The 15,402-nt window shown below is 72.0% G+C and carries 14 protein-coding genes; 2 read left to right on the forward strand and 12 right to left on the reverse strand.

Annotation, left to right across the window (positions count from 1 at the left end):
• Positions 1-3: 3 nt before the first annotated feature.
• Positions 4-720, reverse strand: a complete 717-nt coding sequence (locus ACFW1I_RS26270) for an MBL fold metallo-hydrolase (protein WP_384674426.1) — start codon at positions 718-720, stop codon at positions 4-6.
• A 154-nt stretch (positions 721-874) separates the two neighbouring features.
• On the opposite strand from ACFW1I_RS26270, the gene ACFW1I_RS26275 reads away from it, so the two are divergent.
• Entirely contained in the window at positions 875-1,627 is a 753-nt protein-coding gene (locus tag ACFW1I_RS26275) for a peptidylprolyl isomerase (protein ID WP_384674428.1), read from the forward strand.
• Positions 1,628-1,854: 227 nt separating this feature from the next.
• Complete coding sequence (locus tag ACFW1I_RS26280) at positions 1,855-3,084, forward strand: DUF349 domain-containing protein (protein ID WP_384674429.1); 1,230 nt, start codon at positions 1,855-1,857, stop codon at positions 3,082-3,084.
• Between the two features lie 81 nt (positions 3,085-3,165).
• Here ACFW1I_RS26280 and ACFW1I_RS26285 read toward each other — a convergent pair whose 3' ends face one another.
• From ACFW1I_RS26285 to ruvC, 11 genes are all read right to left on the reverse strand, one after another.
• The gene (locus tag ACFW1I_RS26285) at positions 3,166-4,314 is read right to left on the reverse strand and encodes a caspase family protein (RefSeq protein WP_384674432.1); all 1,149 of its coding nucleotides are present in this window, start codon (positions 4,312-4,314) and stop codon (positions 3,166-3,168) included.
• On the reverse strand, positions 4,298-4,711 hold the full coding sequence (locus ACFW1I_RS26290) for a hypothetical protein (RefSeq protein WP_384674434.1): 414 nt from the start codon (positions 4,709-4,711) through the stop codon (positions 4,298-4,300). Before ACFW1I_RS26290 ends, ACFW1I_RS26285 begins: the two co-directional genes overlap by 17 nt.
• A 29-nt stretch (positions 4,712-4,740) precedes the next feature.
• Complete coding sequence (locus ACFW1I_RS26295) at positions 4,741-6,084, reverse strand: protein kinase (RefSeq protein ID WP_384674437.1); 1,344 nt, start codon at positions 6,082-6,084, stop codon at positions 4,741-4,743.
• A 21-nt stretch (positions 6,085-6,105) separates the two neighbouring features.
• A complete protein-coding gene (locus ACFW1I_RS26300; RefSeq protein WP_384674439.1) occupies positions 6,106-8,556 on the reverse strand; it encodes a RelA/SpoT family protein in 2,451 nt (816 codons plus the stop codon).
• A gap of 244 nt (positions 8,557-8,800) precedes the next feature.
• Positions 8,801-9,352, reverse strand: a complete 552-nt coding sequence (locus ACFW1I_RS26305) for an adenine phosphoribosyltransferase (protein ID WP_384674441.1) — start codon at positions 9,350-9,352, stop codon at positions 8,801-8,803.
• The gene (gene secF / locus ACFW1I_RS26310; protein WP_384674444.1) at positions 9,349-10,422 is read right to left on the reverse strand and encodes a protein translocase subunit SecF; all 1,074 of its coding nucleotides are present in this window, start codon (positions 10,420-10,422) and stop codon (positions 9,349-9,351) included. The genes ACFW1I_RS26305 and secF overlap by 4 nt, the downstream gene beginning before the upstream one ends.
• A gap of 1 nt (position 10,423) precedes the next feature.
• Entirely contained in the window at positions 10,424-12,199 is a 1,776-nt protein-coding gene (gene secD / locus ACFW1I_RS26315) for a protein translocase subunit SecD (RefSeq protein ID WP_384674446.1), read from the reverse strand.
• 147 nt (positions 12,200-12,346) lie between these two features.
• A complete protein-coding gene (gene yajC / locus ACFW1I_RS26320) occupies positions 12,347-12,784 on the reverse strand; it encodes a preprotein translocase subunit YajC (protein ID WP_384674461.1) in 438 nt (145 codons plus the stop codon).
• A 202-nt stretch (positions 12,785-12,986) separates the two neighbouring features.
• The gene (gene ruvB, locus ACFW1I_RS26325; protein WP_384674448.1) at positions 12,987-14,066 is read right to left on the reverse strand and encodes a Holliday junction branch migration DNA helicase RuvB; all 1,080 of its coding nucleotides are present in this window, start codon (positions 14,064-14,066) and stop codon (positions 12,987-12,989) included.
• Positions 14,067-14,104: 38 nt separating this feature from the next.
• Entirely contained in the window at positions 14,105-14,737 is a 633-nt protein-coding gene (gene ruvA / locus ACFW1I_RS26330; RefSeq protein ID WP_031005523.1) for a Holliday junction branch migration protein RuvA, read from the reverse strand.
• Complete coding sequence (gene ruvC / locus ACFW1I_RS26335) at positions 14,734-15,264, reverse strand: crossover junction endodeoxyribonuclease RuvC (protein ID WP_319009838.1); 531 nt, start codon at positions 15,262-15,264, stop codon at positions 14,734-14,736. The genes ruvA and ruvC overlap by 4 nt, the downstream gene beginning before the upstream one ends.
• Between the last annotated feature and the right edge of the window lie 138 nt (positions 15,265-15,402).

A 15,402-nucleotide genomic window follows, 5' to 3' on the forward strand; every position in this document is an offset into this window, starting at 1 on the left:
TCGTCACATTCCTCGTCGGGGAGCGTCCGTGCTGCCGTCTGCTTGGCGGCCCAAGGCCGCCTGCCGCAGATACGGGTTGGTGGCGCGCTCCTGGCCGATGGTCGTCTGGGGACCGTGGCCGGACAGGACGACGGTCGAGTTGTCGAGCGGCAGGACCACACGGGTCAGCGACGCGAGCATCTCGTCCATGTCACCGCCGGGCAGGTCGGTGCGTCCGATGGAGCCGGCGAACAGCAGGTCGCCGGAGAAGAACACGGAGGGGATCTCCGAGGTCTCCGGCGTCCGGAAGGTCACCGACCCCTTGGTATGGCCGGGCGCGTGGGCGACCGAGAAGTCCATGCCCGCGAGCTTCAGCGCGGCGCCGTCGGTGAGCTCGTGCACGTCGTCCGGCTCGCCCACGGTCAGCTCGCCCATGAGCGGCATCCCGATGGAGCGGCCGAGGGCCTTCTCCGGGTCGCTCATCATGTACCGGTCGGCGGGGTGGATCCACGCGGGTACGTCATGGGCGCCGCAGACCGGGACGACGGAGGCGACGTGGTCGATGTGGCCATGGGTGAGGACCACCGCGACGGGCTTGAGCCGATGCTTCTTCAGCGTCTCCTCGACTCCCTGGGCGGCCTGGTGGCCCGGGTCGATGATGACGCACTCCTCGCCTGCGGCGGGGGCGACCACGTAGCAGTTGGTGCCCCAGGCCCCGGCGGGGAACCCGGCAATCAGCACGATCGTCCTTCTGTGTCGTCCGGCAGTTCGCTGCGGCCTCGCGGAATGCAGCAGATGAGAGCCTACCGGCGGTGCGTATTCCACAGCCAACCCGTATACGGTACGGGCACATCCGGCCAGGACAGGAACACACGAACGAGAGGGAGCGGACCCGGTGGTCACCAGCGATCAGCGGCGGCGGCAGCTCGCCAGGGACAAGTACGCGCGCCAGCAGCAGCGACGGGCGGAGGCGCAGCGCAAGACCAAGCGGCGCAACACCGTGATCGCGGCCTCCCTCGCGGTGGTGCTCGCGGCCGGCGGCGCGGTGTACGCCTCGGTGCAGCTCCTGGGGGACGACTCCAAGAGCACCGGGACGGAGGCGGCCGGCGGCGAGCCGAAGATGGGCATCGAGGCCAAGGGCACGTACGCCTTCGCCCTGAAGACCAACGAGGGCGACGTCACCATCGACATGGACGCGGCGAAGACGCCGCGCACGGTGAACTCCTTCAAGCACCTCGCCGACAAGAAGTACTTCGACGGCACGAAGTGCCACCGGCTCACGACCGCGGGGATCTTCGTCCTCCAGTGCGGCGACCCGGAGGGCACCGGCATGGGCGGCCCCGGCTACACCATCCCGGACGAGAACCTCGACGCCCTGGGCAAGCCGGGCGCCGACGGCAAGGTCACGTACAAGGCGGGCACGGTCGCCATGGCCAACACCGGGCAGCCGGGCACCGGCGGCTCGCAGTTCTTCCTCGTCTACAAGGACTCGAAGCTGCCGCCGCAGTACACCCCCTTCGGCACGATCGACGCGGCCGGTCTGGCGGCGGTGCAGAAGGTCGGCGCGGCCGGCGTCGAGGGCGGCCAGGGCGACGGCGCCCCCAAGAAGCCGGTCACCATCGAGAAGGCGACCGTCTCCGCGAAGTGAGGCGGGGCGCTGCGCAGGACGGCGGCCCGGAGGTCCGCACGCACGTGACCGTGGAATTTCGGTCGCGCTGAGTGCGGACAGCCGGGCCGCCGTTCGCCTAGATTGGCGTTGTGCGGTGCGGTCCGATCCGTCGGCCGCGCCGCGGAAGGCGGGCGAGGCCCGCCCAGGAACTGTGGACGATGCCCGGGGGTCACCACCCGTCGAGGGCATCATGGTGAGGAGGCGCTGTGAGCAGCGACCCGTGGGGCCGCGTCGACGAGACGGGCACCGTGTACGTGCGGACGGCCGAGGGTGAGAAGGTCGTCGGATCCTGGCAGGCGGGCACTCCCGAGGAGGCGCTGGCCTACTTCGAGCGCAAGTACGAGGGCCTGGTTGTCGAGATCGGCCTCCTCGAGAAGCGGGTGAAGACCACCGACCTCTCGGCGAAGGACGCCCAGACGGCGATCGAGCACATCCGGCACCAGGTCGACGAGCACCACGTCGTCGGCGACCTGGCCGCGCTCTCGGCCCGCCTGGACAAGCTCGCGGAGTCGGTGGAGTCGCGCCGCGAGGAGCGCAAGGCGCAGAAGGCGAAGCAGGCCGACGAGGCGCGTTCCGCCAAGGAGGCGCTGGTCACCGAGGCCGAGGAGCTGGCGCAGAGCGAGCAGTGGCGGGCGGCCGGCGAGCGGCTGCGGTCGCTGGTGGACACCTGGAAGGGCCTTCCCCGGCTCGACCGGAAGTCCGACGACGAGCTGTGGCACCGCTTCTCGCACGCCCGCTCGGCCTTCTCCAAGCGCCGGAAGGCGCACTTCGCCCAGCTGGACGCGCAGCGCGAGGACGCCAGGAAGGCGAAGGAGCGTCTGGTCGCCGAGGCCGAGGCGCTGCAGAACTCGACCGACTGGGGTGCCACCGCGGCCCGCTACCGCGAGCTGATGGCCGACTGGAAGGCCGCGGGCCGGGCCCAGCGCGAGCACGAGGACGACCTGTGGAACCGCTTCCGCGGCGCGCAGGACGTCTTCTTCGCCGCCCGGTCCGGGGTCTTCGCCGAGCGTGACGCGGAGCAGACCGAGAACCTCAAGCTGAAGGAGGAGCTGGCCGCCGAGGCCGAGAAGCTGCTCCCGGTGACGGACCTGAAGGCCGCCCGCGCCGCCTTCCGCGCCGTCAACGAGCGCTGGGAGGCCATCGGCCACGTGCCGCGCGACGCCCGCCCGAAGGTGGAGGGCCGGATGCAGGCGGTGGAGCGGGCGATCCAGGAGGCCGAGGAGGCCGAGTGGCGCCGCACCAACCCCGAGGCACGCGCGCGTGCCGCGGGCCTGACCGGCCAGCTCCAGGACGCCGTCGAGAAGCTCCACAAGCAGATCGACGCGGCCCGGGCGGCCGGCAACGACGCCAAGGCCGACAAGCTCGCCAAGGAACTGGAAGGCCGCCAGGCCCTCCTGGACCAGGCCCTGAAGGGCCTCCAGGAGTTCGGCGGCTGACCCCGCCGTAGCCGTACGCACGAGGAAGGGCCCCCGGCACACGCCGGGGGCCCTTCCTCGTAACCGCGCGCGGCCGACCGGTCAGGAGGCGGCGGCCGACGGCCGTTCCCCGCCCTCCAGGGTGTCGAGGGCGTGGCGCAGCACCTCGCACGCCTGGGCGTGGTTGCCGGCGGCCTGCAGCAGCTCGGCGAGGCGCCGGCAGATCATGACCGCCTCGGGCCCGAAGCGCTTGTGGGTCTGCTGGAAGGCGAGCTCCAGGATCTCGACGGCCTCCCGTTCGTGCCCGCTCTCCGTGAGCACCTCCGCCAGTTCGAGCTGGACGTAGAAGGTGTCGCCGTCCGTCTCTCCGCGCTGTTCCTGGAGGATCATGCGCAGGATCGGCAGGGCGTCCCGGATCCGGCCGTGGGAGCGCAGGAGGCGCGCCACCTGGAGGCCGCTGGACACCATGGCCGCCCGCACGTCCGCGTCGGCCACCGGCCCCAGCACGGAGGCCCGGGAGGCCCGGGCCCGGTTCCGGACGAGGGGCAGCCGGCCGACGTTGTTCTCCTGGCTCCGCTGCGGCCGCGGGCGGTTCTTCGCGGTCAGCCGGGTGTCGAGGGCCTGGAAGAGGGTCTCCAGGTCCAGCGTCTCTGGTGCCTCCGGCAGCCCTTGGCGCAGCACGTCGAGCAGCTCGCCGGTGAACGCCGTGTACTTCTCGCCCTCCGGGGCCAGCGCCACGTGGTCGCGGGGGGAGGCCGCCAGGACGTACGCACCCTCGATGCCGGCCAGTGCGGCGATCCGCTGCTCGTCGCCGAGGGCACGGGCCGCCCGGCCGCTGAAGCAGCAGTCGAGGACGACGATCTTCCGGCGCGCGGCGGAGGCGCGGATCGCCGCGCGCAGATGCCCGTACCCCACCGCCGTGTAGCCGACGCCGTCCTTCGATCCCCGCAGTCCCAGGTAGAGGTCGGCCGTCTCGGAGTCCCGCAGCCCGTGCCCGCAGTAGTACACGAGCAGGGTGTCGGTCGCCCGCTCACCGGCTTCGTAGACGGGGTCCAGCAGGTCCGCCGGGGTGCCCGGGTCCACGACTGCCCGGGTGTGGGCGCCGGGCAGGCCCCACAGGGCCGGGTCCTGGAGTGCGTCGGCGAGGTCGTCGACGTTCCTGCTCACCGCGGGCAGCTGCGGCAGCCATTCGTAGCGCGAGGTCCCGATGAGCACGGCCGCCGAGTGGGAGGGGTCAGGCAGCTCCGTCATCACTGCCCTGGTGCGTGGCGAGGCCCCCGTCGGTTCCCTCGGCCGCCGCGGCGGCGGCCAGCACCTCCGCCAGGCGCCGCACGGTCTCCTCGTCGGCGTCGGTCACCTCGACCTCCAGCGCCCCGTGCCGTACGACGACGGTGCGGGAGGTCCGCCGGGCGCCCCGCCAGGCGGCGATGGCCACGCCCAGCTGCGCGGCCCCGACGCCGCCGCTGACGGCGAGGGCGATCAGGTCGAGCGTCGCGCCGAGGTGGTCGGAGCGGGCCGGCCGCGAGCCGGTGAGACGCCCGTGCGTGCCCGGGCCGACGCCCTCGTCCGCGCTCAGCCAGCGCAGCAGCGAGCGCAGCTCCTCCTCGGTGTCCGTCGCCTGCGGCACGGCCAGTTCGATCAGTCCCATGACTCCCCCATGCTTCCCCGGGACCCCCTTCAATGCCCGGGTCCCCTTCGATCCCGCTCCACCTCGACGAGCCGCTCGCCGACCTCCGAGAACTTGACGAGTGCCTCGCCGTCCGCCCCCAGCCGGGTCAGGCACACCGCCTGCCAGTAGGCGCTGGCGATGGTCGTCGGATGCCCGGGATCGAGGGCAGCTTCGCAGACTTTCGAGACGGCCGCCAACAACTCCACCGCTTCTTCCAGTTCCCCGCGCAGCACCAGGTTCACCGCCTCGCGCAGCCGTGACGCGGCGACCTGCGGGCTCATCGTGCGGAGGATGTGCCTGCGGGCCACCCCGCTCAGACCGAGGTCCCCGGGCGCTCCGACGGCGTCGCCCGGATCCGTCTCCGGCGCGGGCCGCAGCTGGTGGGCCCGGGACTCCCTCCCCTCGACCGGTGGTGCCGTCCACAGGGAGTCGTCGGCACGCGGCCGGACGACGGAGTCGGTGGCGGGAGCGCTGAGCCGCCGTACCGCCCGGTCCCGCACCTTGCCCTGGGACGCCGCCGCGACGAGGGCCTCCCCGTCCGCGGGCGGCCGCAGGCGGTCCAGCGTCTCGGCGGCCGTGGGACGGAGGTCCGCGTCCCGGTGGACCAGGTCCGCGACGAGAGCGGCGAGGTCGGCGGGCACGCCCGTCAGTTCCGGCAGCCCCTCGTTGGCGACCCGGTACAGCATCACGGGCGCGGAGCCGGCCGACTTGAACGGCAGCTCGCCGCTCAGCATCTCGTACATGCAGACACCGAGCCCGTACAGGTCCGAGTACGTTCCCGTCGCCGCCCCGCGCACGGCTTCGGGGCTCATGTAGGCCGGCGTCCCGACGATCACGCCGGGCGCGGTGAGGGTGCCGGTGTCCGCTTCGAGGAGCGACGCGATGCCGAAGTCGTGCAGGACGACCCGCCCCCGGCGGCTGAGGTGCACATTGCTCGGCTTCACGTCGCGGTGCAGCACGCCGGCCTCGTGCGCGGCGCTCAGCCCCTCGCACATCTCGGCCGCGACCGCGCGCACCACCTGCTCGTCGAGGGGCCCCTCACCGATCAGGTCCTGGAGGCTGATGCCCTGCAGGTACTCCATGACGAGGTAGGGGCGCTCCGCGAACTCGCCCGCGTCGTACACCGTCACGGTGTTGGGATGGGCGATGCGGGCCAGGACCTGCGCCTCCCGGAGGAAGCGCCGCCGCATGTCCTCGGTGGACAGCCCGGACCGAATCACCTTCACCGCGACGCGGCGGTCGAGGACGCGGTCGAGCCCCTCGTACACCTCGCCCATGCCGCCGTGGCCGATCGGCCCGATCAGCTCGTAGCGGTTCCCCAGGGTCCTGCCCGTCAGGGTCCCGTCCGCCATGCCTTCCCCCCGTCCTCCCGGTTACGGCCTGCGTGCGCTCGTCACGCGGTAGACGTCGTACACGCCCTCGACGCCTCGGACCGCCTTGAGGACGTGGCCCAGGTGTTTGGGGTCGCCCATCTCGAAGGTGAAGCGGGAGGTGGCGACGCGGTCGCGGGAGGTCTGGACGGCCGCCGAGAGGATGTTGACGTGCTGGTCGGAGAGGACCCGGGTGACGTCGGAGAGGAGCCGGGAGCGGTCCAGTGCCTCGACCTGGATGGCGACCAGGAAGACCGAGGACTGGGTCGGGGCCCACTCGACCTCCAGGATCCGCTCCGGCTCGCGGGACAGCGACTCGACGTTGACGCAGTCGCTGCGGTGGACGGAGACGCCGCTGCCGCGGGTGACGAAGCCGATGATCGGGTCGCCGGGCACCGGGGTGCAGCAGCGGGCCAGCTTGACCCAGACGTCCTCGACGCCCTTGACGACCACGCCGGGGTCGGCGTTGGAGCGGCGCTTGGAACGGCCGCGGGTGGGCGGCGCGGCCTCCTCGATGTCCTCGGTGGCCGCCTCCTCGCCGCCGAGCGCCTGGACCAGCTTCTGCACGATGGACTGGGCGGTGACGTGGCCCTCGCCGATCGCCGCGTACAGCGAGGAGATGTCGTTGTACCGCATCTCGTGGGCGAGGGTGACGAGGGAGTCGCCGGTGAGGATCCGCTGGATCGGCAGGTTCTGCTTGCGCATGGCCCGCGCGATGGCGTCCTTGCCCTGCTCGATGGCCTCGTCCCGGCGCTCCTTGGAGAACCAGGCGCGGATCTTGTTGCGGGCGCGCGGGGACTTGACGAAGCCCAGCCAGTCGCGGGAGGGGCCGGCGCCGGCGGCCTTGGAGGTGAAGACCTCCACCAGGTCGCCGTTGTCGAGGGTGGATTCGAGCGGCACCAGCCGGCCGTTCACCCGCGCCCCTATGGTGCGGTGGCCGACCTCGGTGTGGACGGCGTACGAGAAGTCGACCGGGGTGGCGCCGGCGGGCAGCGCGATGACGTCGCCCTTGGGCGTGAAGACGAAGACCTCGTTGCGCGAGAGGTCGAAGCGGAGGGACTCCAGGAACTCGCCCGGGTCCTCGGTCTCCTTCTGCCAGTCGAGCAGCTGGCGCAGCCACGCCATGTCGTTGAGGTGGTCGTCCTTGCCGCCGCCCTTGGGCACGTCGGTGCGGACCTTGGAGGCGCCGGCGACGGCCTCCTGCTTGTACTTCCAGTGCGCGGCGATGCCGTACTCGGCGCGGCGGTGCATGTCGAAGGTGCGGATCTGCAGCTCGACGGGCTTGCCGTTGGGGCCGATGACCGTCGTGTGCAGCGACTGGTACATGTTGAACTTCGGCATCGCGATGTAGTCCTTGAACCGGCCGGGGACCGGGTTCCATCGCGCGTGGACGGTGCCGAGGGCCGCGTAGCAGTCGCGGACGGTGTCCACGAGGACGCGGATGCCGACCAGGTCGTAGATCTCCGCGAAGTCCCGGCCGCGGACGATCATCTTCTGGTAGACGCTGTAGTAGTGCTTGGGGCGGCCGGTGACGGTCGCCTTGATGCGGGCGGCGCGCAGGTCGGCCTGGACCTCGTCGGTCACTATGGCGAGGTACTCGTCCCGCTTGGGGGCGCGCTCGGCGACGAGCCGGACGATCTCGTCGTACATCTTGGGGTAGAGGATCGCGAAGGCGAGGTCCTCCAGCTCCCACTTGATGGTGTTCATGCCCAGCCGGTGCGCCAGCGGGGCGTAGATCTCCAGCGTCTCGCGGGCCTTCTTCTCCTGCTTCTCCCGCTTGAGGTAGCGCATGGTGCGCATGTTGTGCAGGCGGTCGGCGAGCTTGATGACGAGGACCCGGGGGTCCTTGGCCATGGCGACGACCATCTTGCGGACGGTCTCGGCCTGCGCGGCCTCGCCGAACCTGACCTTGTCGAGCTTGGTGACGCCGTCGACGAGGAGCGTGACCTGGTCGCCGAAGTCGCGGCGCAGGTCCTCCAGGCCGTACTCGGTGTCCTCGACGGTGTCGTGGAGGAGGCCGGCCATCAGGGTCGCCGGGTCCATGCCGAGCTCGGCGAGGATGGTGGTGACGGCGAGCGGGTGGGTGATGTACGGGTCGCCGCTCTTGCGCTTCTGGCCGCGGTGCCAGCGCTCCGCGACCTGGTAGGCCCGCTCGATCTGGCGCAAAGTGGCCGTTTCGATCTTGGGGTCGTTGGAGCGGACGATCCGCAGCAGCGGTTCGAGGACCGGGTTGTACGGCGACGAGCGCTGCACTCCGAGCCGGGCCAGACGGGCGCGCACCCGGTTCGAGGAACCGCCGGAGCGGGTCGGCGCGGGGGTCGGTGCCGGAGCGGGCGCAGCAGGCTTCGGCCTGTTCTCCGCGGGCTTGTTCTGGGGCGTGCCGGTTCCCTGCGCGGCCTGGTCGGCCTTGGGGTCGGGCTGCGCGGCGGAGAGTGACTGGGCCTCGTCTGGCAAAGAGCGCTCCTCTGGGGTCCCCCCGGACGGGGTCTGGGGGAGGTTCCGGGTCCCCCGGTCAGGCCCGGAAAGGCCATCGTATCGAGCCATGACGCCGCGTGCTCACGCGGCCGGGGGACGGACGGGGGCCCGGGGCCGCTTCTCCGGCCCCTTCCGGGGACGTACCGGGGCAAACGCGAAGGGCGCCCCGGGAATTCCCGGGGCGCCCCTGTCCGGAATCCGCTGGATTCCTTCCGGTCGCGTCTCAGACGGTGATCAGCGCGGTGAGCGGAGCGCCCCGGAGGGCGGGCTCCAGCCGGGTGCGGCCCGGGAGGAAGCCGAGCTCCATGAGGACCGCGACGCCCGCGACCTCGGCGCCGGCGCGGCGGATGAGCTCGATGGACGCCTCGGCGGTGCCGCCGGTGGCGAGGACGTCGTCGATGACCATGACGCGGTCGCCCGCGGCCAGGTCCTCGGCGTGCACCTCGATCTCGGCGGTGCCGTACTCCAGCTCGTACGCCTGGCGGAGCGTGGCCCCGGGCAGCTTGCCGGCCTTGCGGACCGGGACGAAGCCCAGGCCCGCGCGGACGGCGACCGGCGCGGCGAGGATGAAGCCGCGGGCCTCCAGGCCGACGATCTTCGTCGCGCCCTGCGCGGAGCAGAGGGCGGCGAGGGCGTCGGTGAGGGCCGTGAACGCCTCCGGGTCCGCGAGCAGCGGGGTGATGTCCTTGAACAGCACGCCCGGCTTCGGGTAGTCGGGGACGTCACGGATCCGGCTGAGCAGCAGGCCGGTCACGTCCTGGGCCTCGGCCGTCATCGGCGCGGCTCCTGGGCGCGGCCGCGGCGGGCGGCGCGCGGCCCGACGACGGCGGTCTCGGCCACGGCGGTGCCGTCGTCGAGGCCGTCCTCGCCGCGGGCGGCGGAGGAGGCGCGCTTGGCCAGCACCCGCTTCTTCAGCGCCTTCATGGCCGGCTCGCGCTCCTTGAGGTCGGCGACGAGCGGGGTGGCGATGAAGATCGAGGAGTAGGCACCGGCGGCCAGACCCACGAAGAGCGACAGCGAGATGTCGTTGAGCATGCCCGCGCCGAGGACGCCGCCGCCGATGAAGAGCAGGCCCGCGACGGGCAGCAGCGCCACGACGGTGGTGTTGATGGAGCGGACCAGGGTGCCGTTGATCGAGCGGTTGGCCATGTCGCTGTAGGTGAAGCGGGTCTGCTTCGTGATGTCCTTCGTCTGCTCCTTGAGGGAGTCGAAGACGACGACGGTGTCGTACAGCGAGTAGCCGAGGATGGTCAGCAGACCGATCACCGTGCCGACCGTGACCTCGAAGCCGACCAGCGAGTAGATGCCGACCGTGATCGTGAGGTCGTGGATCAGCGCGATCAGCGCCGCGACGGCCATTCTCCACTCGAAGGCGATGGCCAGGTAGATCACCACGAGGATCATGAAGACGCCGAGGCCGGTCCACGCCTTGTTGGCGATCTGCTCGCCCCAGCTGGGGCCGACCAGCTCGGCGGCGATCTTGTCCTCGGGGACGTTCAGGTCCTTGGCCAGCTCGGTGCGGACCTGGTCGGACTGCTCGGTGTCGAGGCCGCCGACCTGGATGCGCAGGGAGCCGTTGCCGAGCTGCTGGACGATGGCGTCGTGACCGGACGCCTCCTCCGCGTACTCCTGCGCCTGGCTGACGCTGACGTCCGACTTCGGGGTGGTGAAGACGGCGCCGCCCTGGAACTCGATGCCCATGTTGAGGCCGCGGACGGCCAGGGCGACGATGGCCGTGATGGTGATCAGGACGGAGAGGCCGTACCAGATCTTGCGGTTCCCGATGAAGTCGTAACCGACCTCACCGCGGTGGAGCCGGGCGCCGAGATCGCCGAGCTTCGACATCTCACGCCTCCTTCGGTTCGACGGTGCCGGCGGCGCCGGCGGCGGGGGCGGTACGGCGGGTGCGGCGCAGCGGCGGCTTGGCACCCAGGCGCTTCGGGTCCAGGCCGGACCACGGGTGCCCGTCGCCGAAGAACTTGGTGCGGGCGAGCAGCGTCATCAGCGGCTTGGTGAAGAGGAACACCACGACGATGTCGAGCAGGGTGGTCAGGCCGAGCGTGAACGCGAAGCCCTGGACCTTGCCGACGGTCACGATGAAGAGCACGGCCGCGGCCAGGAACGACACGAAGTCGGAGACCAGGATGGTGCGGCGGGCGCGCGGCCAGGCGCGCTCGACGGCCGGGCGGAGGGTGCGGCCCTCGCGGAGCTCGTCGCGGATGCGCTCGAAGTAGACGATGAACGAGTCGGCGGTGATGCCGATGGCGACGATGGCACCGCAGACGGCCGGCAGGTTCAGCGCGAAGCCGATGGCCGGGCCGAGCAGCGACATGATCACGTAGGTGAGCAGGGCGGAGACGCCGAGGCTGAGGATCGCGATGAACGACAGGCCGCGGTAGTAGACCACCAGGTAGACGATGACCAGCGCGAGACCGATGGCGCCGGCGATGAGGCCGGCCTCCAGCTGGTCGCCGCCGAGGGCGGCGGTGACGGTGTCGACGCTCTGGGTGTCGAAGGAGAGCGGCAGGGCGCCGTAGGCCAGGATGTTGCCGAGGTCCTGGGCGGACTGCTGGTTGAAGCTGCCGGAGATCTGCGCGTTGGCGCTGAGCGTGGTCTGGACGCGGGGCGCCGAGACGACCTCGCCGTCGAGGACGATGGCGAACTGGTTCTGCGGCTCGGCCTGCTGCGAGAGCTTGCTCGTGATCGACTGGAACTTCTTCGAGCCGGCGTCGGTGAACGTCATGTCGACGATCCACTGGCCGCTCTGCTGGTCGATGGCGGCCTTGGCGTCGTCGACGTCACGGCCCTCGACCTCGGCGGGGCCGAGGAGGTACTTCTCCCACTGGCCGATCGCGTTCTTGCCGCAGGCGACGATGGTGTCGCCGGGCTTGGTGCCCGCGGCGGCGGCGGTGCGCTGCTTGGGGTCCAGGCAGTTCAGGGTGGTGAACTTCTGCTGGAGCGCGGCGGTGGCGGCGTCGGCGCTGGGCGTCGGCTGCGGGGTGGCGCTCGCCTTCGGCTTGGCGGAGGCGCTGCCGCTGGGGGTGGGCGTCCCGGTGGCGTTCGGGGCCTTGAGGGCCTCGGTGAGCGCGCGGCCCTGGGTGGAGGCGGTGGCGGTCGGCGTGGCCGACTTCTTCTCGCCGACGGAGGCGGACGCGGAGGGCTTCGGCGTGGCCGAGCCCGAGGGGTTCGCGGTGGGCGCGGCCTCGGGGGCGGCGGCCGCGACGGTGAGCACGGGCCGGAAGTAGAGCTGGGCGGTGGTGCCGACCTGCTCGCGGGCCTGCTTCTCGTTCGTCCCCTTGGGGATGTTGACGATGATGTTCTCGCGGCCCTGCGTCTGGACCTCGGCCTCGGAGACGCCGAGACCGTTGACACGGCGCTCGATGATGCCGACCGCCGTGTTCATGTTGGTCTCGTTGACCGCGGACTCCTGGCCGGGCTCCGCCTTGGCCTTGAGCGTGATCGACGTGCCGCCGGCGAGGTCGATGCCGAGGCGCGGGGTGGTGTGCCCCGACCAGAACATGCCGCCGGTGAGCGCGACCATGGCGATCAGAATGAGTGCCAGGGCGCGGCCCGGCCGGCTCTGTCCCCCCGCCGGCCTTCGGCCCTTCTTCGGTGCTGCCACCTGTCGTTTCTCCCTGTCCAAACCGTCCGGGCGCCGGGTGGGCGCACGGAGGCCACGAAGTGTGTGTGGGGACCTTCCCCCGCAGACGTCGGACCGTTCCCGGCCGCGGCCACGCTCGTCGGCGTGGGCCGCGGTGCCGGGTGCGACTTACTTCGCCTCGGTCTCGCCGTCGGCCTTGCCGTCCTTCTCGACCTCGGCCTCGACCGCGTCCGACTTCTTGGTCAGATCGGCCTTGGGGGCCTCGTCAGCGTCGGTCAGCGAGGAGGCGTCGTCCGGGACGACGGTGCCCGCGTCGTCGGCGGTGTCCTCGTCGGTGTCACCGTGGACGATCCGGTTGTACTCGGCGTCGTCGAGGACCGCGCCGATGGCGTTCTTCGCGTAGACGGCGTGCACGCCGGGCGCGACCTCGAGCAGGACGGTCTCGTCCTGGATCTCCTTGACGGTGGCGTACATTCCCCCGATCGTGCGTACGCCGGTGCCGGGCTGCATCTGGTTGCGCATCTCCGCCGCCTGCTGCTGCTTCTTCTTGGCAGAGCGGGTCATCAGGAACATCGCCCCGATGAGCACGATGAACGGGAGGAGCATGCCGATGTTATTCACGGGACGGAAATCCTTCGCACGGTCACGGAGAACCCGCGGCCTGATCTTCGGGGGTGGGTACGCCGACCAGAAAGGGCGGCATCGGCGGAGTCTAGGCGAGTCCGCATCGATGGAACAACGCCCAGCATGGCACCGTGGTTCCTGCTCGGGCGAGACTCCGCGCCGTCACCCACCCGTCACAGCGGCCTCAGGAGCCGAACAGCCCCTGTTGTCCCGGTCCGGCCGCCGCCGGGCCCGCTGCCTGCGGCGGGACCAGTCCGAGGTGGGTCCATGCGGCCGGCGTGGCGACCCGGCCACGGGGCGTACGGGCCAGCAGTCCCTCCCGTACGAGGAAGGGCTCGGCGACCTCCTCGACGGTCTCGCGCTCCTCCCCCACGGCGACGGCGAGGGTGGACAGTCCGACGGGTCCGCCGCCGAAGAGCTTCAGCAGGGCTTCGAGGACCGCCCGGTCGAGGCGGTCGAGGCCGCGGCTGTCGACCTCGTAGACGCCGAGGGCGGCGCCGGCGATCTCGCGGGTGATCACTCCGTCGGCCCTCACCTGGGCGTAGTCGCGGACGCGGCGCAGCAGCCGGTTGGCGATGCGGGGGGTGCCGCGGGAGCGGCCGGCGATCTCGGCGGCGCCGGCGGGGTCGATCTCCACGTCGAGGAGTCCGGCGGACCGGGTGACGACCCGCTCCAGCTCGTGCGGCTCGTAGAACTCCATGTGGGCGGTGAAGCCGAAGCGGTCGCGGAGCGGGGGCGGCAGCAGGCCGGCCCGGGTGGTGGCGCCGACCAGGGTGAAGGGCGGCAGGTCGAGCGGGATGGCGGTGGCGCCGGGGCCCTTGCCGACGATGACGTCGACGCGGAAGTCCTCCATCGCCATGTAGAGCATCTCCTCGGCGGGCCGGGACATCCGGTGGATCTCGTCGAGGAAGAGGATCTCGCCCTCCTGGAGGGAGGAGAGGATCGCGGCGAGGTCGCCGGCGTGCTGGATGGCGGGGCCGGAGGTGATCCTGATCGGCGCGTTCATCTCCGCGGCGATGATCATCGACAGGGTGGTCTTGCCGAGGCCGGGGGCGCCGGAGAGCAGCACGTGGTCGGCGGTGGCGCCGCGCTGGCGGGCGGCCTTGAGGACGAGGTCGAGCTGCTGGCGGACCTTCTCCTGGCCGATGAACTCGCCGAGGTCCTTGGGGCGGAGGGCGGCCTCGACGGCCTGGTCATCGCCCTCGGCGGCGGCGCCGACGATCCGCTCCTCGTGGGCGGATGCCGTCTCGTCGTCCCAGTTCACGGTGGTGTCTTCCTTCGTACGGGAGGGGCTGCGGGCGGTCAGCGGGCGCGGTTGAGCGTCTGCAGGGCGGCGCGCAGCAGCTGGGGCACGGGCGCGGAGCCGGTCTCGGCGAGCGCGGCCTCGGCCTGCGGGGTGACGGCGGCGACGGCCTCCTCGGCCTCGCGGGACGCGTAGCCGAGGCCGACGAGGGCGGCGGCGAGCTGCTCGGTCCAGGGGGCGGGGCCGGCGGCGACCGCGCGCTGCTGGCCGACGAGGCCGCTGCTGCCGAGGGGCTGGCCGAGCTTGTCCTTCAGCTCCAGGAGCAGCTTCTGGGCGCCCTTCTTGCCGATGCCGGGGACGGCGGTGAGGGCCTTCTCGTCGCCGGTGGAGACGGCGAGGCGCAGCGCGTCGGGGCTGTGCACGCCGAGCATGGCCTGGGCGAGCCGGGGTCCGACGCCGCTGGCGGTCTGGAGCAGCTCGAAGACCTGGCGCTCGTCGTCGTCCGCGAAGCCGTACAGGGTGAGGGAGTCCTCCCGGACGACGAGGGAGGTGGCGAGCCGGGCGTGCTCGCCGACGCGGAGGCCGGCGAGGGTGTTCGGGGTGCACTGGACGGCCATGCCGACGCCGCCGACCTCGACGACGGCGGTGGTGGGGGCGACGGCGGCGACCGGGCCGCTGACGAAGGCGATCATGACGTGCGGCCTTTCGAGGCGTGCAGGGCGACGGCCTGCTGGAGGCGGTTCTGCGCGGGGGCGCGCCAGATGTGGCAGATGGCGAGGGCGAGGGCGTCGGCCGCGTCGGCCGGCTTGGGCGGGGCGGCGAGCCGGAGCAGCCGGGTGACCATGGCGCCGACCTGGGCCTTGTCGGCGCGGCCGGAGCCGGTGACGGCCGCCTTGACCTCGCTGGGGGTGTGCAGCGCGACGGGGATGCCGCGCCGGGAGGCGCAGAGCATGGCGACGGCGCTGGCCTGGGCGGTGCCCATCACCGTCCGCACGTTGTGCTGGCTGAACACCCGCTCGACGGCGACCAGTTCGGGCTGGAAGCGGTCGAGCCACTCCTCGATGCCGCGTTCGATGCCGACCAGGCGGGGGCCGATGTCGGCGTCGGCGGGGGTGCGGACCACGCCGACGCCGAGCATGGTGAGCGGCCGTCCCGCGACGCCCTCGACGACACCGACACCGCATCGGGTGAGTCCCGGGTCCACCCCCAGTACGCGCACGCCGCCCCTCCGTTCGATCAGCTATTCGTGCAGGCTATCGGCTGCCACCGACAACGCAGCGGGGGGGGGGGGGGGGGGGGGGGGGGGGGCCCGCGCGGGGTTATCAAAAACAGATCCCCCCCCGCCCCAACCAAGAGG

The sequence above is a fragment of the Streptomyces sp. NPDC058955 genome (genome assembly GCF_042741435.1).
Lineage (GTDB): Bacteria > Actinomycetota > Actinomycetes > Streptomycetales > Streptomycetaceae > Streptomyces.